At 57.5% G+C, this 26,558-nt stretch carries 24 protein-coding genes; 10 read left to right on the top strand and 14 right to left on the bottom strand.

Going from position 1 to position 26,558, the window contains the following annotated elements; all coding sequences use genetic code 11:
* Positions 1-70 precede the first annotated feature (70 nt).
* Positions 71-1,330 carry an exonuclease SbcCD subunit D gene (locus U9R25_04810; GenBank protein MEA3335208.1) on the top strand — a complete coding sequence of 420 codons (1,260 nt, stop codon included), beginning with the start codon at positions 71-73 and terminating at the stop codon, positions 1,328-1,330.
* Entirely contained in the window at positions 1,323-2,138 is an 816-nt protein-coding gene (locus U9R25_04805; protein MEA3335207.1) for a PIG-L family deacetylase, read from the top strand. The genes U9R25_04810 and U9R25_04805 overlap by 8 nt, the downstream gene beginning before the upstream one ends.
* 201 nt (positions 2,139-2,339) lie before the next feature.
* Here the strand turns inward: U9R25_04805 and U9R25_04800 are convergent, their stop codons facing one another.
* The 14 genes from U9R25_04800 to U9R25_04735 all read right to left on the bottom strand — a co-directional run bounded on the left by U9R25_04800 (position 2,340) and on the right by U9R25_04735 (position 18,167).
* A complete protein-coding gene (locus U9R25_04800; protein MEA3335206.1) occupies positions 2,340-3,695 on the bottom strand; it encodes a S8 family peptidase in 1,356 nt (451 codons plus the stop codon).
* Positions 3,696-3,781: 86 nt separating this feature from the next.
* Entirely contained in the window at positions 3,782-4,042 is a 261-nt protein-coding gene (locus U9R25_04795) for a hypothetical protein (GenBank protein ID MEA3335205.1), read from the bottom strand.
* Positions 4,043-4,331: 289 nt separating this feature from the next.
* The gene (locus U9R25_04790; protein ID MEA3335204.1) at positions 4,332-5,294 is read right to left on the bottom strand and encodes a cysteine synthase family protein; all 963 of its coding nucleotides are present in this window, start codon (positions 5,292-5,294) and stop codon (positions 4,332-4,334) included.
* 40 nt (positions 5,295-5,334) lie between these two features.
* Positions 5,335-6,549: a molybdopterin-synthase adenylyltransferase MoeB gene (gene moeB / locus U9R25_04785; protein MEA3335203.1), complete on the bottom strand. Its 1,215-nt coding sequence runs from the start codon at positions 6,547-6,549 to the stop codon at positions 5,335-5,337.
* Positions 6,549-6,839, bottom strand: a complete 291-nt coding sequence (locus U9R25_04780; GenBank protein MEA3335202.1) for a ubiquitin-like small modifier protein 1 — start codon at positions 6,837-6,839, stop codon at positions 6,549-6,551. The genes moeB and U9R25_04780 overlap by 1 nt, the downstream gene beginning before the upstream one ends.
* Before the next feature lie 428 nt (positions 6,840-7,267).
* Complete coding sequence (locus tag U9R25_04775; protein MEA3335201.1) at positions 7,268-7,825, bottom strand: M67 family metallopeptidase; 558 nt, start codon at positions 7,823-7,825, stop codon at positions 7,268-7,270.
* A 3-nt stretch (positions 7,826-7,828) separates the two neighbouring features.
* Positions 7,829-8,485, bottom strand: a complete 657-nt coding sequence (locus tag U9R25_04770) for an MBL fold metallo-hydrolase (protein MEA3335200.1) — start codon at positions 8,483-8,485, stop codon at positions 7,829-7,831.
* A gap of 27 nt (positions 8,486-8,512) precedes the next feature.
* Complete coding sequence (locus U9R25_04765; GenBank protein ID MEA3335199.1) at positions 8,513-11,011, bottom strand: glycosyltransferase family 39 protein; 2,499 nt, start codon at positions 11,009-11,011, stop codon at positions 8,513-8,515.
* A gap of 41 nt (positions 11,012-11,052) precedes the next feature.
* Positions 11,053-12,879 (bottom strand): cellulase family glycosylhydrolase, encoded by a 1,827-nt coding sequence (locus U9R25_04760; GenBank protein MEA3335198.1) that lies wholly within the window; start codon positions 12,877-12,879, stop codon positions 11,053-11,055.
* 21 nt (positions 12,880-12,900) lie between these two features.
* On the bottom strand, positions 12,901-13,851 hold the full coding sequence (locus U9R25_04755) for an SH3 domain-containing protein (GenBank protein ID MEA3335197.1): 951 nt from the start codon (positions 13,849-13,851) through the stop codon (positions 12,901-12,903).
* Positions 13,852-14,126: 275 nt separating this feature from the next.
* Positions 14,127-15,455, bottom strand: coding sequence for an ATP-binding protein (locus tag U9R25_04750; GenBank protein MEA3335196.1), 1,329 nt, complete (start codon positions 15,453-15,455; stop codon positions 14,127-14,129).
* Complete coding sequence (locus U9R25_04745; protein ID MEA3335195.1) at positions 15,445-16,176, bottom strand: DnaD domain protein; 732 nt, start codon at positions 16,174-16,176, stop codon at positions 15,445-15,447. The genes U9R25_04750 and U9R25_04745 overlap by 11 nt, the downstream gene beginning before the upstream one ends.
* Before the next feature lie 8 nt (positions 16,177-16,184).
* Positions 16,185-17,546 carry a replicative DNA helicase gene (dnaB, locus tag U9R25_04740; protein ID MEA3335194.1) on the bottom strand — a complete coding sequence of 454 codons (1,362 nt, stop codon included), beginning with the start codon at positions 17,544-17,546 and terminating at the stop codon, positions 16,185-16,187.
* 96 nt (positions 17,547-17,642) lie between these two features.
* Positions 17,643-18,167 (bottom strand): bifunctional nuclease family protein, encoded by a 525-nt coding sequence (locus tag U9R25_04735; GenBank protein MEA3335193.1) that lies wholly within the window; start codon positions 18,165-18,167, stop codon positions 17,643-17,645.
* Between the two features lie 242 nt (positions 18,168-18,409).
* On the opposite strand from U9R25_04735, the gene U9R25_04730 reads away from it, so the two are divergent.
* The 8 genes from U9R25_04730 (at position 18,410) to U9R25_04695 (ending at position 26,413) form a co-directional block, all read left to right on the top strand.
* The gene (locus U9R25_04730; GenBank protein MEA3335192.1) at positions 18,410-19,456 is read left to right on the top strand and encodes a glycosyltransferase; all 1,047 of its coding nucleotides are present in this window, start codon (positions 18,410-18,412) and stop codon (positions 19,454-19,456) included.
* A 1-nt stretch (position 19,457) separates the two neighbouring features.
* A complete protein-coding gene (locus U9R25_04725; GenBank protein MEA3335191.1) occupies positions 19,458-20,417 on the top strand; it encodes a glycosyltransferase family 2 protein in 960 nt (319 codons plus the stop codon).
* Between the two features lie 37 nt (positions 20,418-20,454).
* Positions 20,455-21,837, top strand: a complete 1,383-nt coding sequence (locus tag U9R25_04720) for an undecaprenyl-phosphate glucose phosphotransferase (GenBank protein ID MEA3335190.1) — start codon at positions 20,455-20,457, stop codon at positions 21,835-21,837.
* 13 nt (positions 21,838-21,850) lie between these two features.
* Positions 21,851-22,036 carry a hypothetical protein gene (locus U9R25_04715; GenBank protein ID MEA3335189.1) on the top strand — a complete coding sequence of 62 codons (186 nt, stop codon included), beginning with the start codon at positions 21,851-21,853 and terminating at the stop codon, positions 22,034-22,036.
* A gap of 91 nt (positions 22,037-22,127) precedes the next feature.
* Complete coding sequence (hrcA, locus tag U9R25_04710; GenBank protein ID MEA3335188.1) at positions 22,128-23,165, top strand: heat-inducible transcriptional repressor HrcA; 1,038 nt, start codon at positions 22,128-22,130, stop codon at positions 23,163-23,165.
* Positions 23,158-23,856, top strand: coding sequence for a nucleotide exchange factor GrpE (gene grpE / locus U9R25_04705; GenBank protein MEA3335187.1), 699 nt, complete (start codon positions 23,158-23,160; stop codon positions 23,854-23,856). Before hrcA ends, grpE begins: the two co-directional genes overlap by 8 nt.
* A gap of 73 nt (positions 23,857-23,929) precedes the next feature.
* A complete protein-coding gene (gene dnaK / locus U9R25_04700) occupies positions 23,930-25,834 on the top strand; it encodes a molecular chaperone DnaK (protein ID MEA3335186.1) in 1,905 nt (634 codons plus the stop codon).
* A gap of 192 nt (positions 25,835-26,026) precedes the next feature.
* On the top strand, positions 26,027-26,413 hold the full coding sequence (locus tag U9R25_04695; protein MEA3335185.1) for a DUF2089 domain-containing protein: 387 nt from the start codon (positions 26,027-26,029) through the stop codon (positions 26,411-26,413).
* Positions 26,414-26,558: the final 145 nt, after the last annotated feature.

The following is a 26,558-nucleotide window of genomic DNA, read 5'->3' as shown; positions in this document are numbered from 1 at the left end:
ACTATGAGCTTCCTGGAAGGTGATTGTTCGCTTTCTTTGCAGGAAAACCTGATCGTGCTATCATGCCGCTATGACACACCCTGCCATTCGATTGCTGCACATTGCCGATATCCATATCGGTATGGAGAACTATGGGCGCCTGGACCCGCAGACGGGGATCAATGGCCGCGTGATGGATTTCCTGCGCCGGCTTAGCGATGCCGTGGACTACGCCCTGGACCACGAGATCGACGTGGTTATCTTCGCGGGTGATGCTTACAAAACCCGCGATCCCAACCCCACCTACCAGCGGGAGTTCGCCCGCCGCATGAAAAAGCTGGCCGATGGTGGGATTCCGGTGGTGCTTCTGGTTGGCAACCACGACCTGCCTGCCGTGGCCCAGCGGGCCAGCAGCATCTCTATCTTCAACACTCTGGATGTGCCCAATATGTTTGTGGGCGATCGGGAGCAGTTGTGGCAGGTCACCTGCCGTCGCGGTCAACAGCTGCAGGTGGCAACTGTACCTTATCCCTTAAAAAGCAGGTTGTTAGCGCGGGAGGATCAGCGGGGCAAGTCCATTGCCGAGATCGACAAGCACTTGCGCAGTATCATGGTCGACAACATCCGCGCCCTGGCTATCGAGGCTGCCCAGCATCCCAAGGTACCTGCCGTGCTGACCGGGCATTTCAGTGTGCAAAATGCCAGCCTGGGCTCCGAGCGCAACATCATGATCGGTCGCGATGTGGCTGTGCCGCGCAGTGAGCTGGCCAATCCTGCCTGGGACTATGTTGCCTTGGGACATATTCACAAGCACCAAAGTCTCAACGGTGATAGCTATCCACCGGTCGTCTACAGCGGCAGCATCGAAAGAATCGACTTCGGGGAGGAAAAAGAAGCCAAGGGTTGGGTGGTGGCAACGGTGCAAAAAGGGGACACGCACTGGCAGTTTCACACCCACTATAAGGTCCTGGCCCGCCCCTTCATCACGATCCGGCAGGATGTCCGGGAAGAATTGGGTGACCCCACCGAGGCCGTGGTTCAGGCCATCGCAAGGCGTGATCTTAGCGATGCCGTTGTTCGGGTTGTCTTGCGGTTGCGAGCGGAGCAGGAAGCTTTGTTACAGGAGCGAGAGATACTTGCTGCCCTGAAGGATGCCTACTACATCGCAGGGATCAGCAAGGATGTGGAGCAGAGTGAGCGCCGGCGACTTGGCGCTGTCTCGGTTGAAACGCTAACTCCGATGGAGCTTCTGCAGCGCTATTTTGAAGTCAAAGGCGTTTCGGAGCAGCGCGCCGAAATTTTGCTGGAACATGCGCGCCAGATTATGGCCGAGAGCGACGAGAATGTTTGAGAAAAAGCTGACCTTGATGGCGATCTTCGCCCATCCCGATGATGAGGCTTTTGGCACAGGTGGTACCCTGGCAAAATATGCTGCGGAGGGCTGCGATGTTTACGTTGTAACGGCAACGCGCGGTGAAGCAGGTCAGATCGCCGATCCCGAAGTGGCGAGCCCTTCCAATCTGCCCGCAGTGCGGGAGAGAGAACTGCGCTGCGCATGCCAGACCTATGGTGTGCACCCGCCCCGTTTCCTCGACTACGTGGATGGGCAACTTGCCATTGTGAATCAGGGACAGGCGGTTGCGAAACTGGTTCGTCTCATTCGTGAGTTAAGGCCGGACGTGGTCATTACTTTCGGTCAGGATGGGATCTACGGCCATTACGACCATGTAGTTGTGCATCGCTGGGCGAGCATCGCCGTCGAGCTTGCCGCCGATCCCGACTGGCCAACCGATGGCAGCGCCGGTCTTGCTCACCAGGTTAAAAAGCTCTATTACCGCACCATGATCGACGAGGCTGTGACGGCGCGCAGCAAGAATGGACAACGGGCTGCCGTTATGATGGACGGCGTACCCTTTTACTTCGCCTCCCTGCCTGCGACCGAAATCAGCACGATTATCGATGTCGGCCTATATGCCGACGTAAAAAGGCAGGGCATCCTCTGCCACGCCACCCAGCTCGGGCACACCAGCCGCTACTCCGAGTCCCCCGAGGAAGTGATTGCCGACCCCTGGTTTCGCCAGGAGGCATTTATCCTTGCCCAGTCCACCGTGGGTCCGCCGGACAACCTGGAACAAGATCTCTTCCGCGGACTGCGATAGCAGGTCCGGGTCTGACGACCGAGGACCGCTGACCGAGGACCGCTGACTACCGACCGCTGACCACGGACCGGTGTCAACTTCCTTCGTGCTCTTCGCGCTTCGTATCCTTTGTGAACCTTCGCGCCTTCGTGGTCCAAACGCTCCGACCACTGACCGCCGTCCGCGGTCCATCGTCTGCGGTCTTCTGGAAGCCGTCCGTCGTCAGTAGGTCAGGCCAATGGCAACCAGGGCCGCAGCAACGAATGTCACACAGGCGCAGAGCATCAGCAAAACAGCCAGGATTACCCAAAATTCCATCGGAACCCGGCCGCCATCGGCAGATGTGCGTGACGCGGCAGAACTGGTGCTGCCAAACCCCAGACAACCGCCCGGTTCCGGGGGTGACGGTGGATCCGTCGGGATTGGAAGAGGTGGTCCCTGCACCAGGTATGCTGCCAGGAGATCGCCTCGACCACTGCCCTGCGTATTGGCGTCGAGGCCCAGGTCAACGGCCGACTGCATCAATTGTCTTTTGACCTCGTCCGGAGTCAGATCGGGAAAGGCTTGAAGCAACAGGGCAGCAGCGCCTGCGGCATGAGGGGTCGCCATGCTGGTGCCTGAACCGGTGGTATAATATGCATTTACTGGTTCACCCATCGAGGTTCCCTCGGCTCGTGCGGCCACGATCGCATTGCCAGGAAAGCAAATATCTGGCTTGATGCGCCCATCGCGTGTAGGCCCGCGCGAGGAAAAGCCTGTAATCTGATCGTCGTCATCGGTGGCGCCAATCGTGATTACCCGCCGAGCGCAGCCTGGGGACCCGACCGTGCCGGGGAAGGGGCCCGCGTTTCCAGCCGCCGCACAGACGACAACCCCCTGGGCCACAGCTTCGTCGCAGAGGGTCGACAGGGCATCAGAGCCATCGCAGTTAATCGAGGAGCCCAACGAGAGATTGATCACCTGGGCGTCTTCGAAGACCGCCCATTCCACCCCGGCCATGACATCGCTGGTCATGCCGCTGCCATTGTCTCTGAGCACTTTGGCCACAAGCAACTCGGCCTGCGGTGCCACGCCCTTGTAGGTGCCGTCCGATGCTTCGCCACTGCCCGCGATTGTGCCTGCTACGTGGGTGCCGTGGCCATTGCCATCTCTGGCATCCCCATCGGCTTTGGTGAAGTCCTTGACGGCGGCAATGCGGCCCTGCAGATCGGGATGATCGGGGTCAATGCCGGTGTCGACGACCGCCACGCGCACCCCGCTTCCGTCCACCCCAAGGTTCCATAGCTCAGGCGTCCTGATGAGGGGCACGGAAACGTCCAGCATGGTATGTACCGGCAGATCGGGCCAGATGGTTGCAATGTGGGGGCTCTCGGCCAGCGCGGCTATCTTTTCCGGTGTGCCGGAGGCCCTCTGCGCTGGCAGCAAGCTGTATTGATACCCCAGCTCGATGTCGGCTGCCTGACCTGCGTGATCGGCATTGGCTCTGGCCATCGCGTCCAGATTCTTATATCGAATGATGACGGGAACAGGTTTGTCAGGTGAAGCAGCTGCCAGCATGGAAAGCAGCGAGTCGCTCATAAATGCCTCCTTGGCGGATAGGTGGAGTGTTGTAGGCTGTCATGCGCCAATGGATGAAAAACCGCGGGCATGGCCGCAGAATAGGTTTACATGGTGTGAACCGGCTGGTCCCGCTCAATCTGTTCTACCCAGGAGTAGCCAAGCAGTTCTTGTGCCTGATCGCCGCTGCAGGTGATTGCTACCGTGGGTACCAATCTCAATCGACGGCGCACCACGATGCCCTGGGATGTGAGGTGTTTTTCGGTTTGATCGTCGGCGTGCTGCACGGTTACCAACAGATCAAACTGGGCATCAGGTTGAGACTTGAGTTCGGCGGCGAGCTTGGGGTCTATCTTCGTTTCTGCCATCGAATGCGCTCTGCACTTGATTTGTGGTTAATCTGGATGACGAATTGGCCCGATCGTCAGCATTATACCACTGAGCGCGCGTCCAGGGAAAGTGTTCTTTTGATGACATCAATCACCTAACCCACCCCCCGGCCCCGTGCGCAGCCCCCAGAGCGACAGCGAAGGGCTCCCAAACTGGGAGGGGAGCTTGAGATAAGTCAACCTGGTCGTTGGCACACCGGCAACGATGAAAATGCAGGCTGGCACGGTCGGCGCCTTTATGGTGGGCTTCGCACAGACTGGCCAGAGCCTATTCGAATAATCCCAGGCTAACATATTTGGCGCCACCGTCGGGAAGCAGGGTCACGACTACTCCATTCTCCATCTGGTTGGCGACCTGAAGCGCGCCATACAGGGCTGCACCTGCACTAAAACCGACGAACAAGCCTTCTTCTCGAGCCAGACGCCGTGCTGTTATCCAGGCTTGATCTGCTTCGATCGGCAGGAATTGGTCGGCCAGATTCGGATCATAGATGCCCGGAACAATCGAGGTTTCCATGTGTTTTAAACCCTCGATGACCTGAAGTTCATCGGCGGGCTGGAGTGCAACCAACTGGATGGAGGGCCTGAACTGTTTCAGTCGCCGTCCGACGCCCATGAAGGTGCCGGTTGTCCCCAGGCCGGCAACAAAGTGGGTGATCCTGCCCCCGGTTTGACGGATGATCTCAGGCCCCGTGGCGTCGAAGTGGACCTGCCAATTTCCGGGGTTGTTGTATTGGTCAGGATAGTAATAGCGTTCAGGGGTCGCGGCCACGATCTCGCGCACCAGGTGAATCGCTCCGTCAGCCCCCTCCAGCGGATCGCTCTCGATGATTGTCGCACCATAGGCGCTCGCCAGCGATTTGCGTTCCGCGGTCACATTGGCGGGCATGACAAGATGCACATCGTAACCTTTTGCAGCACCGATCATGGCATAGCCAATGCCGGTGTTGCCGCTGGTGGCGTCGATGATCACTTTGCGCCGGGTCAGGTCTCCGCTGAGTTCTCCATCCTCGATCATTCGCAACGCCGCCCGGTCCTTGACCGATCCACCCGGATTAAACCACTCCGCCTTGGCATAGAGATGGACGCCAGGGCGTATTAGCAGGTGGCTAAGGTTCAATAGTGGGGTATTGCCTACCTGGGCAAGCAGTGAATGGCCATGGCCGGCAGTTTCTGGTGCCACCGACCAGACCAGGTCCCGGCTGTTCGTGAATATATTGGCTAGGGTCATGTGCGATTCTCTACTGTGATCCTGTCGGATATTCCTCGGGTTAATGGCCGTTGCTGGCGACAGTTGTGGGTGGCAGGCCACAGAACTGCTCGTAGTCAATCAACGCCGTGATCGTTGGATTGGACCCGCAAACCGGGCACTCCGAGTCACGACGCACATTGAGAGTATGGAAGCTCATATCCATGGCATCGAACAACAGCAGGCGGCCAATCAGGGACTCACCCTTGCCCAGAATCAGCTTGATTGCTTCCACTGCCTGAATCGATCCCACGATACCGGGCAGCACGCCAAGCACGCCGGCTTCGGCGCAGCTCGGCACCTCACCGGGTGGCGGTGGGTCTGGGTAGAGGCAGCGATAGCAGGGACCCTGTTCGATGCCCTCTTCCGGTGATCCGGGATGGTAGACTGTAACCTGGCCTTCGAACATGAAAATACTGGCATCCACCAGCGGTTTGCGCAGGAAGTGACAGGCGTCGTTGACCAGATAACGGGTAGGGAAGTTGTCCGAGCCGTTGAGCACGATGTCGTAGTCCTTGATGATGCCCAGGGCATTGGCGCTGGTGATGGGTTCCTGATAGGGAACCACCTGGACATCAGGGTTCAGATCGTTGAGACGGGCGATCGCCGATTCCACCTTTGGTTGGCCGAGCCAACTCTCGCCGTGCAATATCTGGCGCTGGAGATTGCTCAAGTCCACCACGTCAAAATCGATGATTCCCAGCGTGCCAACGCCGGCTGCTGCCAGGTAAAGCGCTGCTGGAGAACCGAGGCCGCCAGCGCCAACCAGCAGAACCCTGGCATCCAACAGCTTTAGCTGCCCTTGCTGCCCAACCTCGGGCAGCAGGACGTGGCGACTGTAGCGCTGTTTCTGGTCGCCCGTGAGCAGGCGCGGCATCTGGACGGACAATCCGCTGTTTTTCCAGCCACTGTAACCGCCGACAAGAGACTCTGTGTCGGTGTATCCCATTTCCCTCAGGTTACGAGCTGCCAGGGCCGATCGAACCCCGCCAGCGCAGTAAAGCACGATGGGCGTTTCCCGGTCGAAGGCGAATTGTTCTATTCGTAGCTCAAGAAAACCGCGCGGCACAAAGATCGCTCCGGGCAGGTGTCCTTGCTCAAATTCATCCCGTTCCCGGATGTCGATAATCAGTGGTGTCTGGCCGTTTTGCAGGCGTTCATCCAGCTCACGGATCGTAGTTTCAGTGATCTCGCTCCTGGCAAGAGCGAGAAGCTGGTCACGATTGAGTCGAGGCATTAATGGGGCTCCTGGAAACTGCCGCCGGCCATGGCAGGCACAATGGTGATTTCGTCGTGATCGCCCACCGGCGTGTCGGCGCCGTCGATGGTGCGGATCTCATTGCCGTCGACAAATACATTGATGAACCGTTTGATTTCTCCGTTTTCGTCCAAAAGCTTTTCACCCATGCCAGGATAGGTTGACTCCAGGTTTTCGATTACTGCACTGACGGTGTTGCCTGAGGCGTTTACCTTGGATTGACCGCCTGTAAGGTGGCGCAACGGTGTGGGAATGCGTACGGTTGACATTGGCTTGGAATTCCTTTCTTTGATCGATAGCTCAGATGAGTTCTGTTACGGCTGGAAACAAAAACGCCCATCACCGGTCTACAACCGTGCGATGAGCTCAATCTCGTTGTTCTTACCACCGAGGCAGGCAAAAGAAGTGAGGGCTACTCTTTGTCACCACCTCGCAGTGGGTCTTTTTTGATTGTTGGGCGCATTATCTTGCAGTCTCATCGCACGCGTGTCGGCAGGCGAGAGCATCCGGCAAACATTGCCGGCGCTCCCGCTATAGACAGGAACAAGGTTGTGCGAAATACTGACAGGACGATGCGATCACTGGTTCTGACTCCAGAAAGGTCTTGTATCTTATACCGGAAGTGTACAGAAGGAAACTTGATCTGTCAAGTAGGATTTCATACTTTGGCACATCTGAGGGTGCGCGGCTGCGCGGGTTAATCTCGGACAACAACATCCTGTTCGATGATCTCGACCCGCTGCCAACGCTCCCTGCCGTCGGATTCTCTGACCAGCAGATCATAGGTATCGTTGGTGTCGTCCCTGTGATGATGGGCCAGGAAATCTGGGTTTCCTCGCACGGCAAGCAACTCTGCCGGCCGTTGGTCGAGCTCCTTCGATAGCAGCCGGTAGGCGCGAAGGGTCGGTTGATCGGGTTGAAGCAGTGAGCAGATCAGATAGGTGGCGTCAGGATAGTAGGCATTGCGCGCGTCCGTCGCTGAAGGATAAGCCTCGTCGACAGGGTGGGAGTGATAGATGGCGATCATTGCCTCTCCCTGATCCTCGAAGTCGAACTGTCGCAGAAGGGTCTGCCCGTCCACCCAGTAATCCATGACAGGATTCTCAGCTTCATTTTGCGCCCGCACCAGCTCAGTGGCGCGTCCATCGATGCCACTGAGGATGCCACATATCTCCTGTGGGGCGCCCTCGCGGGCATGGGCCACGATCCCGTCATAGATCTGTCGCGGTAGTTCGATAGATGTAGCGATGGTCATTGTTCAACTCTCAAAAAGAGTTGCCATTCCGGGCTGCAGATAGGGATTCGCCTGTCGTTCGCGCCCTATCGTGGTCGCCGGTCCATGGCCCGGGAAGACCGCGTAGTCGTCCGGCAGGGTCAATAACTGTTCATGGATCGACCGCAGCAGGGTCGGACCGTCACTTCCGGGGAAATCGAAGCGTCCTACGCCCCCTGCAAAGAGTACGTCTCCGCCGATGACCCGCCGGCTGTCGTGATGGATGAAGATCACTGAACCGGGCGAGTGGCCGGGCGCCAGCCTGACTTCCAATTCCTCTTCTCCAACGTGAAGCGTATCGCCGGCCGAGATGAAACTGTCGACCTCAGGCATTGGGCCGGGGTCGTAACCCATCCAGAGTTTGACCATTTCGCGACCCCCCTTGAGCACTGGCTGGTCGTCCCTGTGGAGCCAGAAGGGGGCGCCGGTAGCGGCCTTTACCTCGTCGACAGCCAAAATGTGGTCGAAATGAGCGTGGGTATTGGGGATCGAAACGATGGACAATCCCAACTGGTTCACCAGGTTCAGGATGCCAGACGCATTTCCACCAGGATCGATAATAACACCCTGGTTGGTCTGCTCGCAACCAAGTATGTAGCAGTTCACCTGTAGCATGCCTACAGAAAGACTTTCCAGAATCATTGCGAAGTATTTCCTTGAGAGTGGGACTTATGGTTCGCTAATTGTAATCTGGCCCAGATTCACTCTGTCCGCGATGGCTTCCGGGTTGCCGGTATGGAGGAAGAGTTGAAGTTGGTAGCGATCAGATGTGAGGTAGTCGGGCAGAAATAAATCGTGTTCACCGCGGACGATCTCGCCCTCTTCCCAGTTCAGCGTCGGGTATTCCTTGCTGACCAGCGGTCCGCTGACTGCAGCCACTTCCTTGTCAGTGCCCTGTATCAGGCGAACCGTGAACCACCAGGCCGCGGTCGGTTGGACATCGGCCTGCCAGAAAAAGGTGAAGTGAAGCAGATCGTTGGGATGCAACGGCGTATCCGGGGCGTGCCGAAAGCCCCGCTTGTAGTGGTCGAAACCCAGCATGGTGACTTCATCGAACTTGAATGAGCGATCGGTGTCCATGCCCAAAGCCGCCGGCGCGGGTGGCGTATCAGGACGCTCCACCCGGACAGTGCCAAGATCGATGTAATCGGCGGCACCACTGATGAGTCGCTCGCCTGTTTGCGGATTGTACATGCCGGTGATGAGAAGATAGTCTCCAGGTGCAGTACCGGGAGAGATGAACAACCCATGGTTGTCAATTACGACCTCGCCCGTCTGCCATCTGCCAGTCGGAGCGCCACCGCTGATCGGCGGTGCGTCCCGTTGAACGGCCACCTGGTTCCGCGCATCCAGGAGTTGCACAAACACCGTATAGTCGGCATCTGCTTGGCTCAGGGCCTGCCAGGCCAGTTGCAGCTGCAGGACCTCGCCTGAAGTGATATTCTGGGAGGACAAGGCGTAGCTGTTCAAGCGAATTTGATCGCCGAGGCTTGCGCCTGAACTCTGTTCCGGCCAGTCGTCTGTGGCCTGTTGGGTGGCGTAGATCACGAAACGTACATTGCCCTGCCAGGTTTCAGCTGATTTATAGGCGTGCGTGTCTAACCAGCCTTCCACAATGCTATCGGGATCACTTTCATCGGTAGCCCAAAAGAGCGCAAAAAGCTGGCGGTGTTGCCCGGCCAATTGTTCGAGCTGGGCAACGGCAGCAGCTTTGTCGACAGGACGCTGTTCCGGCAGGCCGTAGACCGGGATATCACCGCCATAATAGTAGTCGAACACTTCCTGCTGTCCGGGTGCATTGAGGATAACGGCGTCGTCGGGCTGAGAAACCGCTTCAATATACGAGGCTATGGCGCGATAGTCGTCCCGTGAAACGTCCTGATCGAAGTAGTAGACCTGCAAAGTCATGGCTGTGGGGATTATCACAAGGATTAGCGTTACCACAACCCAGATGAGTGAAATCCATTTTCCCGCGGACGATTTGGCGGCGACCTCAGCCTGTTGATTGCCGCTCTTGCCAGCCCGCTTGTCCGAAATGGCTGCGGCCGTGGTCGACCGTCGTCCCCAGGGATTTCGCTTGAGGGAAGCCTCAAATCCGGTGATGCCCCGGCCCATCAGCAGGACAAAGGGCGCCACTGAAACGATCAGGAACTTGAAGAAGGCTGGTTTGTAGAGATCGGCCAGCAGTATCAAAAAGACCGGGGTTGCCAGCCATGCGAAGGGCAGCAGCCAACTGAGCCAATGGGAGCGTCGCCGCCCGGGACGTGCCCAGGGAAAAAGGCCCAGGATGAAAAGCAATATGAAAATGACCATCCAGACGCTGTTGGTATCACCCTGAGCCACCGGACCCAGCGCCAACAGGCGCGTCATCTCGCTCAACGCCTCGGTCCAGGCGATATCCTGGCCCGACCGCGGCCAGCTGGTCAGCCGGTCGATCGCCGTTCCAAGCCAGGGAAGGTAGAAGAAGCCCATCACGATCAACAGGAGTCCCCACTGAAGCAGACGGATCGATACGAATCCCCTGCGTCGGGAGTCGTATACCCACAACAGGTAGAGCAAAGTGGCTGTGAGGATCAGGATCGGGAACGTGTAGTGGGTATAGAGTCCCGCGATCGATGCCACCAGGATCACTGCCGTCGCCGGAGCCGAGAAGGAGATTGTCTTTCCGGTGCCGTCGGCCGGCAGGACAATCGACTCGTGCAGAATGAAGCGGACAAGACCATAAAATAGCAGGGCTGCCAGAGCTGCCAGCATCGAATACATGCGGGCTTCCTGGCTGTAATAGATCAAGAAGGGATTGATCGCCGCCAGAAAGGCCGCGATCAACCCAGTGCGTCTATCGTGGAGCCGGCTGCCGATCTGGTAAACCAACCAGACAAGAAAGATACCCCATACGGCAGAGAGGGAGCGAACAGCAATCTCACTGGTGCCAAATATACGCACCCAGAAGTGGAGAAACCAATAATAAAGGGGTGGATGGATATCCGCTGCTGCGTTGGCGGAGATCTCGCTGATGGAACGCAATGCCAGCGCGACGCTATTGCCCTCGTCAGCCCAGAGGCTTTGGTTACCGATCCGCAAGAATCGCAACGCGGTCGCCAGCAGCAAGATCAGCCACAGGATCCATCTATCGAATTGGCTGCGTCTCCGGGAGGTCGTTTCGGTCATGATTTTTCAGGCAACGCTTGCCTGCCAGGGATTCGGATCACTCATTCTTGCCAACCGGCCTGTTGCGGAATATTGTGCCGGCTGGCGAGCCAGAAGTAACCTAGCAGCCCGAGCACTGCCAAAAAGAGGAGGGTTACCAGGCAATAGAGGCCATTGACAAATGCCATGTTTCGGCGCCGGACGACGATTCCGTCCAGGGCAACCGGACCGACAAGTTGTCCCGATTCGTCCAGTTCGGGTCGAATCGTCACCTGGTGTGCCGATATGCTGGACAGACTGCGAGCCACCGTTGCGGATAGCGCTGGGCGCGGGCTACTGGAATCCAGGTTGATGCGAGCGCGCTCGCGGCCATCAACTTCCACGATCCACCGTCCCATGCCCGGGCCTCTGGGTGCCACCAGTTCCAGATCACTGCCCACGAACCGGAATGACAGGCCTGCCGCAGGATCGCTGGTCTGCCGCAGTTGACTCAATACTGCCTGGTCGTCGGCGATGGTATCCCAGTTGCCGGTGTAGTTGATCGCCCAGTGGTCCTCCTGATGATACCCTTGATGCAGGGCCGGGCGCAAATCGTCCGTAAAGTCCATCATGCTATCGTAGACCGGCAGGGGATCGAATCCGGGAGTCAGCAGGCGGAAATAGGCTTCAGGCTGGCCGTTTTGTTCCCATTGATCGGTGGGGCGCTTCAAATACCAGGTGTTCGCCACGCCAACCCAGGGCCATTCCGTCTGGATGCGATCGTAGGCCAGCGGCAGATAGCGGGCCTGTTGTTCTTCGGTGACCTGACCGTAACGCTTATCTGGAATGTCATTGGGCACCGCGTTCCAATTCATCTCGCTGATCCAGATCGGCTTTTGCGCATCACCGTTTTTCACCATGACATCCCGCACCAGCTGTGGACGGCCGAAGTTGATTACGCGAGGCTGTGTTCGCTGATCGGTGGGCCCGGACCAGAGTCCGTAGCCCTGCATGGCAAGTACATCGAAGTATGGGGCTGCCCCAGCGTCATACATGCGCTGCAGAAAGGTGAGGTCGTTGAAATTGCGCGCCGGCACGTGGATTCCGTCCAGGTCGATAGTGCTGGCAAGAGCACCAGAGATGATCACCACCTCCGGATCAATGGCCCGTGCCCGGGTTGCTCCTGTCTTCAGGAGTTCTGTGAAGCCCTCTGGGTCGATGGCAGAGTCACCCCATTCAGGGTAGATGTTGGGTTCGTTCCAGAGCTGATAATAGCGCACGCGTCCCTGGTAGCGATCGACGACTGCAGCCACAAAATCGCCGTAATCTGCCAGGTCGTCTGGTGGCGCGTAGGTGCCGCCGTCGTTGCCTGCCGAGCGACTCCATGCCGGGGGATTACTGAGGCGGGCAATCAACTCCATGTCGTATGCTTCGGCCAGATCGACGATGTGATCATACTTCTCCCAGGCCGATCGAACGGGTTCGTTGCGGCGGTCCTCAAAATCACCTTTGCCATGGATTTCGATGTCTTCCCAGGGGAATTCCTGGCGGAGCCAGTGGAATCCAGCCTCCTGGGCCATGCGCACAGCCTGCTCTCGTTTGGCAGGATCAACCTCTTGCTCCAGGAATACGTTGACCCCAAAAGGGTTGACGCCAGCGTGGGCCACGGGGACCATGTCCTCGGTCTCCAGACGCGGCCGCATGGCGTCGGCCACCAGGTCACTGAGCCCCTTGATCTGGGACAAGGGGGCTTCTTCGCCGGTGAGGTTGAACAGCCATTGGCCTGGTGGCGCATGAGCAAGGGCGGGGGTACCCAGCAATGCAAAAACTGCCAGCCCGCCCACAAGGAGCAGGCCAGCAGCGCTGATGACAATGCCGGCGAGGGATGGCTTTTTTTTCTGCCGTGACAAGACTCGCCTCGTTGCAGTGGTTTAGTTCTTGCGGAACCTGATATTGGTGAACTGCCCGGCCGCGTTGCAGTTTCGGAAGTCGATGAACGCGCTATCGGACAGGGGTGCAGGGTTGCCGTCGCCCTGTACAACGGTCACGTTGAATGGAACGGGACTCTCGTACATCTCCCGGGAAAGGGGCGTGAACCCGAACTCGCCGGGGTTCTTGCCAACACCGGTGATGCGGTAGACCCGATTGCCGAAGAATTCCAGCATCACCGCAATACCATTGATGCCGTTGCCGCCTCCGTCGACTACTTTGCCCTCCATGTAAACGGAGCCACAGTTGGGGTTGCTGATCATGCTGCCCGTTTCGTAGGAATAGGGAAACTTCGGTTTTGGTGGCGCGGTTGGTGCGGGTGGCTGCGTTGGGCGTGGTATCGCCGTAGGTGGTGGCGGCGGCGCAGGTATGTTGGACGCGACCTGAACCCCGCCTGTGTCACCCTCGGTGCGAACATAGGATCCGGAGACCCAGCCATCCTGACCGTTGAAATTGATCTGCCACCAACTGCCCGACGAGTTTTTGCCCTTGATGTCATAGCGCTCCCCATTGTTGGCGCGCCCGATGATCCGGTAGTTGGTGCCGGGACCCTGGCGAACATTCAGGGTAGGGTTGTCGATGATCACCTGCGCTGTTTCGGGCGCGGGCGTATCCGTTGGCTGTGCGGCAGCAGGTGGTTCCGCCGGCGCCTCTGTCGGTGGCGCTTCCGCCGGGGTGTTCGTTGGCAATGGCACCGGGGAAGGCGTATTGGTGGGAGCAACGATAGGTGTCGGAGTCTCCGGTGGAGTCGGCGTAAACGTCGGGTGAGGTGTGCGGCTTGGTGTCGGAATGGGTGCCGGCTCGTTTGCGACGAGATCGCCCAGGGCGCAGGCCTGCATCAGCACCAGGATCAGGGCCGCTATGGCTGTCAAAAGAATTGCATTGCGACGCATAATGGTCATACCTCAGAAGGTGAATTTGATCTGCATCCTTGATTGGCTGTCAAGAAATAACCCCTGGTGCTGGTGGACCATCTCGGGGCACCCGGCCGGTAGCAACGGCGCAACGATTGATGCACCTGCGGGCGCCTGTCAGTCCCTGGCCAACACAGGGGAACTTGATACAGACCTTTTGTCGGCAGGCACAATTTCATCTGCCGTCGACCTATAACACGATCGCAATTATACCATAGTTCACGAGTCGGGAAAAAAGGGCAGGATTACGACCTCTAGCCGAACAGGCCTCGCTTGCGTTGACCCTTGCTGCCCCGATAGTTGGGCGCCAGGATCGAGAGGACCCGGCAACGGTTGGTGTCGAGCATACGGCTGGCAAGACGTTCGTCCATCTTGTCGACCGATTTACTGCTCGTAATCACAGTGGGAAGCCGCGCCTCGTAGCGGTAGTTGAGGATTTGGAAGAGTTTTTCTCTGGCCCACGGGGTGGCACTCTCGGTGCCCAGGTCGTCCAGAATCAGAAGGTCCGTGCGCCGCACTTCCTCAAATCGCACGTCCAGCGGAGCGCCGCCACTGGGGCTGAAAGCCGCCCGAAGGTGGTCCAGCAAGTCTGGTACGACAACGAACATGGGGTGTTCGTGATGTCCTTCGATGCGGAAGTTGGCGATAGCAGCGGCCAGGTGTGTCTTACCGCAGCCGTAGATACCTGTCAATACCAACCAGCCCCGGGGATCGCCCGCGTAGGCCCTGGCAGAATCTCGAGCGAAGGTAAGGCTATCAGATTCTTCTTTGGGGAGTTCGGAGCGTCTCAGTTCGAAATTCTCAAAGGTCTGGCCGACATGCAGCGTCAATGTGCTGAGTCCGTGTGCGTTCGATGTACCGCTGGACCTGAAATCAGGCGCCAGGATAGTGACCGTCATGGTCAGATCGGGGTCGGCTAACCGCGATCGCAACCGTGGCTCGATCTCGGGCGGTTTCATATTGGTTGTGATGACGGTCGGGAGCTGAGCCGTATAGCGATAGTTGAGGATCTGGAAGAGTTTTTCTTTGGCCCAGGGTGTGGCACTTTGGGCGCCGAAATCATCCATTATCAGAAGGGGCGTATCGCGGACGGCCTCGAATCGTTCATCGAAGCTGGTTTCCGATTGGGGTCCAAAGGTGGCTCGCAGGTGATCGAGCAGGTCAGGCACAACGACGAAGAGCGCCGGCTGGCCTCGTGCGATTACCTCGTGAGCAATCGCGACGGCAAGATGTGTCTTGCCACATCCATACGAACCGGTGAGCAGCAGCCACCCTTCTGGCTTGGCAGCAAATTCCCGGGAAATGCTGAAGGCCTTGTGCAGATTGAGAATCTGATCTTCAGATAGTCCGACCCCTTTCGGATAGAAGGTGTCGAAGGTCATGTGGCTGAGCTGATCAAGGCTGCTGACCTGGGTCAATCTGGCCTGTTTACGGCGGGCCATTTCAGACTGGCGGCACTGGCAGGGGATCGCTCGACCGAAGTTGGGATCGCTGACCGGAAGATCCTGGACGATAAATCCCAGTCCGCCGCAGATGGGGCAGCTTTTGCCGGGCTCGGGCGGTACCTGGGCGTCAGTGTTCAACGATGTCCTCATATCCTTCTGGGACGTAGCGTCGTTTGAGGGATTCGTAACTGTCATTCCCTTGAGCGTCTCGCCTATCGATTCCATCATCTTTTCCTTCGGCGGCCCAACGTTCCAGAATACGCTGGATGTAGCGCCAACTTCGTTTGTTAAGCGCGACCGCTTCCCCGAAGGCTTCGTCGATCCAGTTTCGGGGATAGGTTCGTTCGGCCTCTCGCAGTTCGTCAGCCAGCATAGGTTGGATGACGCCGATGTTCTGTTCGTATAACACGAAGATGTGCGGGCGTTGCGTCTGCAGGCTGATGTCGTCCGGCAGCGGCTCGGCAAAGGTATGCAGTTCGCCCCGTCGAATGCGCTCCACGGCGCTGCGCCCCCGCTCGCTGTTGAGGAAATACCAGTCTTCCACATCACCCGTTGGCGGGGTCACCTTGACTCGCAACAGGGTGCCCCGCGCCTCCGCCATCTCCAGCCCGCGTTTGAGCGTTGTCATGGCGTCTTCCGGCAGGTCCTCCAGGCCGGACATAAACCGTTGGTCTGCGGCCAGCTCGTCCAGACGGGTATAGCGCAAGTCGCCTCGCTTATGATTCAACAGCCACAGGCAGTGAAGGCTTACCTTGAGTTCGGCCAGGTCGTCAATGACCGGCAAGAGCTCCGTGAAGAAGACATCCGGAACCCGAACGATGGTTTGTTTGCCAGCTGGAAACCCTGCAAAACCTTCCATGGTGAGTCCTATTCTAAATCCTCGCGCTGCATCTCCAGGTCCTTGAATTGGGTCAGTTCCTTGCGGAAGAAGAGGGAGATCGTGCCGGTAGGGCCGTTGCGGTGCTTGGTAACTATCACGTCGGCGATGTTCTGCCGCTCCGTATCCTCGATGTACATCTCCTCGCGGTAGATGAACATGACCACGTCGGCGTCCTGCTCGATGCTTCCCGAGTCGCGCAGGTCCGACAGGATCGGTCTTTTGTCCTGGCGGGCTTCAACGGCGCGGGAAAGCTGGCTGAGGGCCAGCACGGGCACGTTTAGCTCCCGGGCAAGCCCCTTCAGGCCGCGGGAGATGGCGCTGATCTCCTGGACCCGGTTTTCTGAGCGGCCTGTGCCGCCATGCATGAGTTGCAGATAGTCGACCACAATCAAATCAACGTCATGTTCCGCGTAGAGGCGGCGGGCCTTGGTGCGCAGCTCCATGGCTGACAGGGCAGGCGTATCGTCGATAAAAACATGGGCCTCGGAAAGAGCGCCGGCCGCTTCCATTAGCTTGTGCCACTCATCCTCGCCGTGGATGTTGCCCATGCGAAGGCGCTGGGAGTCGATGCCTGTCTCGGCTGCCAACATGCGTTGAACCAGTTGTTCATTGGACATTTCCAAACTGAAGATGGCAACGCGTTTGCCATACTTGCGGGCAGCATTTTGGGCGATGGAGATGGCCATGGATGTTTTGCCCACGCTTGGCCGGGCCGCGAGGATGACCAGATCACTCTTCTGAAGGCCACCGAGCATTCGATCCAGCAGTTTGAAGCCGGTCGGCACCCCGAGGATCTCGCCCCGGTGATGGTAGAGGAAATCAATGCGATCCACCACGTCGGCCATGATGGATCGGACCGGAGTCAGATCGCGTTGGGTGCGGTTCTCGGCGATACCGAAGACGACCTGTTCGGCCCGATCGACGATTTCCTGGACATCTTCGCTGGTTTCCTCGTAGGCCAACTGGGCAATCTGGCCAGCGGCCCGGATGAGTTTGCGAAGCACCGACGTCCGTTCCACGATACGGGCGTAGTGCTCGACGTGGATGGCGGTCGGCACCGCGTTGATCAGGTCCAACACATAGCTCGGTCCGCCCACCTCATCCAACTGCCGGCGACGCTCCAATTCGTCGCTGACCGTGACAAAGTCGGCGGGCTCACGTCGCTCGTGCAGATCCAGAATGGCCTGGAATATCCAGTTGTTCTTTTCCTGGTAGAAGTCATCGGCCTTCAGAAATGAAGCGACCTTGATAACCGCATCGGGATCGATCATCAATGAGCCAAGAACGGCCTCTTCAGCCTCCGGGTTGGCGGGCACGAAGCGGTCTCTTGGTGTGAAACCATTGTCCAAGGGATTTCTCCGGGTGATTCAAGAAGAACACGGCGAGGCCTGAAACCTCGCCGTAACCTGTGGTTGTCTCGCAAAGGCCCGTCGCCAGGCCGGCATTCAAAGTGGAAAGTTATCTTCGCCCAGCCCTTTGAGGTCGAGTCCTTCGACGAAATCGCGAAAGGCGTCCAGTTCTTCTTCGCTTGAGGGCTCAGTATCCCCCGCTGTTTCCTCACGGACATCCTCCTCAGGCATGATGGAGGCTCTGTCCATGACATGATCGGCGACCAGGATAGGCGCAGAGCACCGTACGGCCAGGGCGATGGCGTCGCTGGGCCGCGAATCTACTTCCATCTCACTGCCCTCGAAGATCAAATAAATCCGGGCATAGAAAGTATCGTTGTTGAGATCATTGATTTCAACGCGCACAACCTCCGCGCCCAGCAAGGTGGCCAGGGATTTTAAAAGATCGTGGGTAAGAGGACGGGCAACTTCCACCCCCTGAAGTTCGATAGTAATGGCATCCGCCTCAAAAGGGCCAATCCAGATCGGTAGAAATCGTCCGCCATCCAGTTCCTTGAGAACCACCACCCTGTGTTGGGACATCAGGCTCACACGAACGCTATCAATCGTGACTTCGACCATAACAGAATACTCCTGTGGGGGTGCTCATTTGACGCAATACGGCACACAATTCGTGGGCGAGATTATACCATAGGAGCAAGTGCCCGCCAAACGTTTTCAAGCTGGCGTCACGCCAAAATACTTGCCTGAAAGCTGCAAAAATGCCCTGTTCCAGGTCGCCTACCACTACATGTGGGGAGCCGAAAGTGCCGATGCACTACACCAATCACCGGACAAGTCAGCCGGTTTGCCCCCAAATTTTAATGTTTGACCTGCGAGGACGCGCCAGCTATAATAACAACATTATGCGCGTCTCGGTCATCTGTACCGTTCTTAACGAGGCAGGGTCGATACACCACCTTCTTGACAGTTTGGTGGCCCAGACCCGGCAACCGCATGAGGTGTTGATTGTCGACGGCGGCAGCCGGGATGGTACCCAGGCGGTGGTCAAGGCCTATGCTGACCGTTTGCCGATCCAACTTCACGAGGCAGGGGGAGCCAATATCAGCCAGGGCCGCAACGTTGCAGTCGCTTGTGCCAGCGGTGATGTCATCGCCAGCGTCGATGCGGGCGTTTGGTTGGAGCCTGTGTGGCTGGAGCGGATTGTCTCGCCCTTCGAAAATGCGGCACAAGCTGGCCTTGATCCGGGCAGGCTGGCAGTGGCTGGCTTCTTCATGCCCGCTCCTGAGAATGACTTCGAGCTTGCCCTGGGCGCTACTACCTTGCCGCTTGAAGAGGAAATCGATCCCTCGAGCTTTCTGCCAAGCAGCCGGTCGGTCGCGTTCAGCCGCGAGGCCTTTGAGTGTACCGATGGCTATCCGGAGTGGCTGGACTACTGCGAGGACCTGGTATTTGATTTCCAGATGATTGATTGCTGTGGTGGATTCCTGTGGGCGCCTGAGGCTGTCGCTCATTTCCGCCCTCGCCCCAATTTACGCAGCTTTTTCAAGCAATATTATCGTTATGCGCGGGGGGATGGCAAGGCTGATCTATGGCGCAAGCGCCACGCCATCCGCTATGGTACCTACCTGATCGCCGCCCCTGCCTTGATCCTGTTGAGCCTCTTTCATAACTCGCTTTGGCTGTTCGGCCTGCTGGCCGGCGGATTGGCCTACTGCTGGAGACCATATCAGCGTTTGCGCGCCCAGTGGGCAGCTCTCAGTTGGCAGCGACGGCTGTGGACTACATGGCTGATTCCCGTCATCCGGGCCAGCGGCGATGTGGCGAAGATGCTGGGTTATCCTGTGGGTCTGCATTGGAGGTGGCAGAATCGCCACCGGGAAGACATTCACTGGCGGGACCAGGGATAGCTTGACAGCGGTACACGCCACGGGTAGACTGATAACTGTGCTTGATTTAGCTATTGTCATTCTCAACTACAACACACGAGACCTGTTGCAGCGCTGTCTGGAGACGGTGTATGCCAGCCAGGGTAGCTTCACCTACGATGTTTGTGTGGTAGATAACGCGTCCAGCGACGGCAGTGCTGCCATGGTGCAGAAGATGTTCCCGCAAGTCACGTTGATTGCCAGCCCGATCAACGGTGGCTTTTCCTACGGCAACAATCTGGGCCTCCGCCACTACGGATTCGCCGACAACCCGGATGATAGCGACGAGTCAAAAACCCCGCGCTACGCCCTTCTCCTGAATCCTGATACGGAAGTCCCGGCGACGGCACTGGCGGACATGCTGGATTTCATGGACAGCAGGCCCGATTGCGGCGTTGCAGGGCCCAAACTGGTGCGACCGGACGGAAGCCTGGATCTGGCGTGCCGGCGCTCTTTTCCATCTCCTGAGATAGCCGGGTATCGGATGTTGGGCTTGAGCAAGTTATTTCCCGGAAGTGAGCGCTTTGGCCGCTACAACATGACTTATCTGGACCCGGATGTGATGACGGAGGTGGATTCAGTGGTTGGCGCATTCATGATGGTGCGCGGTGCAGCGATCTGCCAGGCGGGGCTGCTCGACGAGAATTTTTTCATGTATGGCGAGGATCTGGACTGGGCATTTCGCATCAAGGAGCGGGGCTGGACCGTATGGTATAATCCCGAGGTAACTGTGCTGCACGTCAAGGAAGCCGCCAGCAAAACCAGCAGCAAGGCCCGCTATGAGTTCTACCGGGCCATGATCCTCTTTTATCGAAAGCACTACGAAGCCGATACACCCTGGTGGCTCCACTGGTTGATCGTAGGTGGAATCGGTTTGCGCGGCATGATGGCCATGATTGGGCAGGCCTGGTCACAGTTTCGCCGTAGCCTGGCGCTGACGTAAACATGGTAGCTGGAATAGGAACGAGGAGGTGACGGCAGTGAAGCGCTCGCAAGTCATCCTGATACTGTTGCAGTTCGTTACTGATATCCTCATGGCCAGCCTGGCCTTTTTCCTGGCCTATCGATTGAACCTGTCGCGCGATCCGAGCGTTGGAAACTTTTCCCAATATGTGCCCATGATGCTGATCTTCGTGGGTACGCTGATCGCAGTCATGTTCTTCGACAAGCTGTATCAGCGCCGGCGGGGTAAGCCCAAGTTCGAGGAGTTCACGACCCTCTTGCGTGATATCACCCTCGGTACGCTGATTGCCATCGCCGTGATTTCCTTCCTTTTCAAGAATACCATCGATTATCGCCGGCCGATGATCATCTTTGCCTGGCTGTTGAGTTTGTTTTTTATTGGCCTGGGGCGTTGGCTGAACATTCAGCTGCAGCGGCAGCTCATGCGACGGGGCGTCGGAAGTAGTGGGGTTCTTTTGGTGGGGACGGGCGAGGTAGCCCGCATGGTGCTTCAGAAGATGCTGCACTCACCTCAGCTGGGGTATCAACCGGTGGGTCTGATCGCCAACAATGGCAATGCCAACATGGTCTTGGGTGTTCCAGTCCTGGGAACACCGGCCGATCTGCCCCGTGTGATCGAAGAGCATGAGGTGGAGGAGGTGATTATCTGCCTGCCGGAGGCCACTCATCGGGAACTGGTCCATATCGTCTCCCAGTGTGAGCGGGAGCGAGTCAGTATTCGCACCTATCCTGACGTATTTCAGATCATGGCCACTGAGGTGGGTATCAGCGACCTGGCCGGCTTGCCGTTGCTGACCATGCGCGATGTTGCATTGCGCGGCTGGCATCTGGCTCTGAAACGGGCGGTAGATTTTTTTGGCAGCACCGTCGGGTTGATCCTTCTCTCCCCCGTTTTGATGTTCACCGCGTTGCTCATCAAGCTGGAATCGCCCGGTCCGGTGTTTTATGTTCAGGAACGGATGGGGTTGGACGCCCGACCCTTTCCGATGATCAAGTTTCGGTCGATGCGCACCGATGCCGAGGCAAGTGGTCCTGGCTGGACCACCGAGGATGATCCTCGTCGCACGCGGTTGGGTACAATGATCCGCCGTTTTTCCATCGATGAATTGCCGCAACTGATCAACGTGTTTTTGGGCCAAATGAGCCTGGTCGGCCCGCGGCCGGAGCGGCCGGTTTACGTTGAACAGTTCCGTCAGAGCATTCCCCGATACATGGATCGCCATCGGGAGAAGGCAGGTCTCACCGGGTGGGCCCAGGTGAACGGGCTACGGGGTGATACCTCCATTACGGAGCGCACCAAGTACGATCTCTGGTATATCGAGAATTGGTCGCTCTCGCTCGATTTTCGTATCTTGCTGCGCACGGTGCTGCGTGTGTTCAGCGACCAGCAGGCCTACTAGCGAGGGATCCTCGATGGTATCAGAGTTAACACGGGAGGCTTACGCCTTTCTGAACCTGTTGTGCGGAAGCCTGCTTTTGATGGCTCTGGTCGCCTATGGTTTGTTTGGCAGGGAAAGCAGGCAACTGTCGGTGGCGATACTGCTGGGCGCTGTTTTTCTCCTGTGCCTGCTGAATAGCCTGATCCTCTTCTTGTTTTGACACCCCGTTCGGTTCGTGGTATTATTCTATGGTGGGATTTAGCACTCGTGTACTGAGAGTGCTAATATCTTTTCGGATAATGGACAAAAGGATGGGAAGAGTGATTGTGGGTGAGTTGAATGCCCGCCGGCGGGCGGTGCTGGCGATTGTTGTACAGGAATATATCGAGAGCGCGCAACCTGTTGGTTCCAGGACGGTGGTCGAGGGCTATGGGTTGACCGTTAGTTCGGCAACGATTCGCAACGAAATGAAGGCCCTGGAGGAGCGGGGTTACCTGACTCATCCTCACACGTCAGCGGGGCGTATTCCCACCGACGAGGGGTATCGCTATTTCGTGGAGCACCTCCTGCCCGATGGTTCTCTCTCTGAGGACGATCAATTGATGATCCAGCATCAGTTCCATCAGGTGGGACTGGAGGCGGATCAGTGGGCGCAACTCTCGGCTGCTGTATTGGCTCATACGGCCAACATGGCGGCACTGGCGACGCCTGTACGGGCGTCGCAGGTCCGCTTCAAGCACATCGAGCTGGTCGAGGTTCGCCAGGGGCTGATTCTACTTGTCCTTGTGTTGCATCAGGGGATAGTCAAACAGCAGATGCTCAGTGTGGACGGCGAGGTATCCCAGGAAGAGTTGAGTCGAGTTTCGAATCAGCTAAACCACCTGTTGGCTGCTAAGACCGGCGCCGAGGTCGCAGCGGAGTCGGGAGAGCTTTCCGATTTCGGACTTCGGGTCATCGAGGTTGTTCAGACCATCATAGAGCGGGAGAGCCGCGCCAGCACGGAGCATGTTTACCGGGAGGGTCTGTCGTACATCTTGATGCAACCCGAGTTTGCCAGCACTGAAGATGCACAGCAACTTGTTACTGTGCTGGAACAACCGCCCCTGTTTTCATCTGTTTTTGAAGATGTTCGCCAGCAGGATGGGGTTCAAATTCTGATCGGGGGCGATCGTGCTGTTGAACCGCTGCGGGATATCAGCCTGGTATTGTCTCCCTATGGGATTTCCAGTCAGGCAACCGGCGTCCTTGGCATCCTGGGGCCTATTCGAATGCCCTACAACCGCGCGATTCCCTTGGTCCGTTTTGTCGCTCGTGTCATGAGCGAACTGGTACAGGATTGGTATGGATAAAGAAGAAGAGGGAAAACAGCAAACAATGAGTGAGGATCAGGAAAGAGTCGAGCCTTCCCTTGACGACAGTCAGGAACCAGGTGTCGTCGACGGAGAGGTGATTGATGTATCTGAGCCGGAGGTCGTCGAGGTAACGGCGTCGGATGTTTTGGATGATGTGGAGCAGGGTGCTTCCTGGCAGGATTTGCTGGAGAGTGCCGAACAAGAACCCGAAGAGAGTTCCGACCCTGTTGTCGGATTGGTCAACGAGTATAAGGAGGCAGTCAAGGCTCGCGACGAATGGGAGGACAAGTACCTGCGCGCGGCGGCAGAGTACGCCAACGCCAAACGCCGAAGTGAGATTCGGGCCGAGAACGAGATTTGGGCTTCCCGCGAGCGCGTCCTGACCAATATCCTTCCTGTTCTGGACGATTTCGAACGAGCGTTCGCAGCACTGCCGGAAGAGGTCCGGGAGAGTTCCTGGGCCGATGGATTTGGTCTTATTCAGCGCAAACTTCAGGGGGTACTGGAGCGTGAAGGCGTTACAAGAATCGAAGCTGAAGGGCAGCCCTTTGACCCCAATCTTCACCAGGCGGTGATGATGGTCGACGACGCCGATAACGAATCGGATACGGTCCTGGAGGTCTTGCAGCAAGGTTACATGTTGGGTGATCGCGTGTTACGGCCCACCATGGTCAAGGTAGCGCAGTAGTTGCGCAAAGAGATCGATAGACTAATTTTCTTTCCAAGTATGAACGGATTTTTAGGACAAGGAGTCAAAAACAATGGCAAAAATTATCGGTATTGATTTGGGGACCACGAATTCAGTCGTGGCAGTCATGGAACAGGGTGAGTCCGTGGTCATTCCCTCCTCCGAGGGAGCGCGCTTGGTTCCCTCCGTGGTGGCGGTGAATACCAAGTCGGGCGAACGCCTGGTTGGTCAGGTTGCGCGGCGCCAGGCGGTCACAAATCCTGATAATACCATCTATTCGGTGAAGCGGCTCATGGGTCGCAAATTCGACGATGCGGAAGTACAGCGGGCCATCGAGCTTTTACCCTACAAGATCGTCAAGCGCTCCAACGGGGATGCCGCCGTGATCATGGGGGACAAGGAATACGCACCGGCGGAGATCTCTGCGATGATCTTGCAGAAGATCAAACATGATGCCGAACAGTATCTGGGTGAACCAGTTTCCCAGGCAGTGATCACCGTACCTGCCTACTTCAATGACAGCCAGCGCCAGGCGACCAAGGATGCCGGTCGCATCGCTGGCCTGGATGTGTTGCGGATCATCAACGAGCCGACAGCATCTGCTCTGGCCTATGGCCTTGACAAAGATGTGGAAAAGCGCATCGCCGTCTATGATCTGGGTGGTGGCACTTTTGATATCAGCATCCTCGACGTTGGCGAGGGCGTGTTCGAGGTTAAATCCACCAATGGCGACACCTTCCTGGGAGGCGATGACTTCGATCAGCGGATAATCGAATGGATTGCCGATGAATTCAAGAAGGAGCAGGGCATCGATCTGCGCCAGGACCGGATGGCTCTGCAGCGACTCAAGGAAGCGGCTGAAAAGGCCAAGATCGAGCTGTCGACCGTTATGCAGACGGAAATCAACTTGCCCTTCATCACGGCAGACGCCAGTGGCCCCAAGCATCTGCAGATGACCCTGACCCGTGCCAAATTGGAGCAGTTGACCGCTGACCTGGTGGAGCGTTCGATTGTGACGGTTCAGAAGGCGATGGATGATGCGGGGCTAACGCCTTCGGACATCGAAGAGGTGATTCTGGTCGGTGGCCAGACCCGCATGCCGGCGGTTCAGGAGGCTGTCAAACAGTACTTCGGCCGCGAGCTGCATAAGGGCGTCAATCCTGACGAGGTAGTCGGAATCGGCGCAGCTATCCAGGCGGGTGTGCTGGGTGGTGATGTGAAGGATGTGCTGTTGCTGGACGTGACTCCGCTGACCCTGGGTATCGAGACCCTTGGCGGGGTTGCGACACCGCTTATCGAGCGCAACACGACTATTCCCACCAAAAAGAGCCAGATATTCTCTACGGCGGCCGGTAACCAGACCAGCGTAGAGATCAAGGTTGTTCAGGGTGAGCGCCCGATGGCCGCCGATAACAAGCTGCTCGGTAATTTCATTCTGGACGGGATTCCACCGGCACCGCGAGGTATTCCTCAGATCGAGGTTACCTTCGATATCGACGCTGACGGCATTTTGGCCGTGAGCGCGCTGGATAAGGCGACCGGCCGGGAGCAGAGCATTCGCATCACGGCGTCCAGCGGCCTGTCTCAAGGCGAGATCGATCGCATGGTCAAGGAGGCCGAGGCCCACAAGGCTGAGGATCAGCGACGGCAGGATGAAGTTGAAGCGCGCAACACCGCAGACACGGCGATCTTCCAGGTCGAGAAGTTCCTGAGTGATACGCCCAATCTGCCCGATGGCACCAAGGAGCAGCTGGAGGGAAAGATCGCTGCGGTGCGTTCGGCGCTCCAGGGTTCAGATACGGCTCGCATTCGCAGCACAAGCGATGAACTGATGGAAGCGTGGCAGCAGGTCGGCGCCCAGATGTACCAGCAGCCCGGCGAGCAACCGGCACCTGGTGGTGACGATGGTGGTTCACCTCCGCCGCCCGAGGGTGGCGACGATGATGAAGTGGTCGAGGGTGAATTCCGCGAGGCTTAGGCCGTAGCCGGCGAGAGTTGAATTACCTGGTAGACACCACACCAGCCTGCGCTGGTGTGGTGTTTTTATTTCGTTTCTGACTCTGTGATTTATGGAAAAGCCAACAAAGACTTAATTTTATTGAAAGAAATATTGACAAAATTGAAATCAGTGTTATAATATTGGAAATAGAGGTTCGAGTTGGAGGTAGATATGCATACATATTCAGGTCGCTGTCCGGTCTGTGGGCAAGGCATGGCAGTAACCAGGCTCCATTGCCGATCGTGCGATACGTTTTTGGAGGGGTCCTTTGCTCTCAGCCGGTTTGCCAGTCTGACCCAGGAGCAGTTCAGTTTTTTGGAAACGTTCATTCGCTGTCAGGGCAAGTTGAGTTGGGTAGGAGAGGAGTTGAAGCTGTCATATCCCACGGTTCGAAACCGTTTGAACGACGTTATCCAGGCTCTGGGCTTCGAAATCATGGATGAGCCGCCGGCTGATATTCGTCAACGAGACGTCCGCAATCGCCAGGCGATTTTGGAAAACCTGGCATCGGGCGGTATGTCAACGGAGGAAGCGATCGATCTGTTGCAGCCGGAATAGAGCATCCGCATTGTCAAAGGAGAGAAGACCGGGTCGCTGAGCAAATGGCCATTTTCAACATGGTGGCCGAGGGCAAGATCAATGCCGAGCAAGGTGCTCGCCTGCTGGAGGCGCTGGGCAACTGAGAAAAACAGCAGCAATTCCA

Source organism: Chloroflexota bacterium (assembly GCA_034717495.1).
Classification (GTDB): domain Bacteria; phylum Chloroflexota; class Anaerolineae; order JAAEKA01; family JAAEKA01; genus JAYELL01.
This window is presented reverse-complemented; position numbering and strand designations above follow the sequence as displayed.

Excerpts from the sequence above, each read along its gene's own strand:
- U9R25_04770 (MEA3335200.1), bottom strand. The coding sequence starts at position 8,485 with ATGATTCTGGAAAGTCTTTCTGTAGGCATGCTACAGGTGAACTGCTAC.
- U9R25_04755 (MEA3335197.1), bottom strand. The coding sequence starts at position 13,851 with ATGCGTCGCAATGCAATTCTTTTGACAGCCATAGCGGCCCTGATCCTG.
- U9R25_04745 (MEA3335195.1), bottom strand. The coding sequence starts at position 16,176 with ATGGAAGGTTTTGCAGGGTTTCCAGCTGGCAAACAAACCATCGTTCGG.
- moeB (MEA3335203.1), bottom strand. The coding sequence starts at position 6,549 with ATGCCTCGACTCAATCGTGACCAGCTTCTCGCTCTTGCCAGGAGCGAG.
- U9R25_04695 (MEA3335185.1), top strand. The coding sequence starts at position 26,027 with ATGCATACATATTCAGGTCGCTGTCCGGTCTGTGGGCAAGGCATGGCA.
- U9R25_04735 (MEA3335193.1), bottom strand. The coding sequence starts at position 18,167 with ATGGTCGAAGTCACGATTGATAGCGTTCGTGTGAGCCTGATGTCCCAA.
- dnaK (MEA3335186.1), top strand. The coding sequence starts at position 23,930 with ATGGCAAAAATTATCGGTATTGATTTGGGGACCACGAATTCAGTCGTG.
- U9R25_04765 (MEA3335199.1), bottom strand. The coding sequence starts at position 11,011 with ATGACCGAAACGACCTCCCGGAGACGCAGCCAATTCGATAGATGGATC.
- U9R25_04775 (MEA3335201.1), bottom strand. The coding sequence starts at position 7,825 with ATGACCATCGCTACATCTATCGAACTACCGCGACAGATCTATGACGGG.
- U9R25_04790 (MEA3335204.1), bottom strand. The coding sequence starts at position 5,294 with ATGACCCTAGCCAATATATTCACGAACAGCCGGGACCTGGTCTGGTCG.
- U9R25_04780 (MEA3335202.1), bottom strand. The coding sequence starts at position 6,839 with ATGTCAACCGTACGCATTCCCACACCGTTGCGCCACCTTACAGGCGGT.
- hrcA (MEA3335188.1), top strand. The coding sequence starts at position 22,128 with ATGGGAAGAGTGATTGTGGGTGAGTTGAATGCCCGCCGGCGGGCGGTG.
- U9R25_04715 (MEA3335189.1), top strand. The coding sequence starts at position 21,851 with ATGGTATCAGAGTTAACACGGGAGGCTTACGCCTTTCTGAACCTGTTG.
- U9R25_04795 (MEA3335205.1), bottom strand. The coding sequence starts at position 4,042 with ATGGCAGAAACGAAGATAGACCCCAAGCTCGCCGCCGAACTCAAGTCT.
- grpE (MEA3335187.1), top strand. The coding sequence starts at position 23,158 with ATGGATAAAGAAGAAGAGGGAAAACAGCAAACAATGAGTGAGGATCAG.
- U9R25_04810 (MEA3335208.1), top strand. The coding sequence starts at position 71 with ATGACACACCCTGCCATTCGATTGCTGCACATTGCCGATATCCATATC.
- U9R25_04805 (MEA3335207.1), top strand. The coding sequence starts at position 1,323 with ATGTTTGAGAAAAAGCTGACCTTGATGGCGATCTTCGCCCATCCCGAT.
- U9R25_04800 (MEA3335206.1), bottom strand. The coding sequence starts at position 3,695 with ATGAGCGACTCGCTGCTTTCCATGCTGGCAGCTGCTTCACCTGACAAA.
- U9R25_04730 (MEA3335192.1), top strand. The coding sequence starts at position 18,410 with ATGTTTGACCTGCGAGGACGCGCCAGCTATAATAACAACATTATGCGC.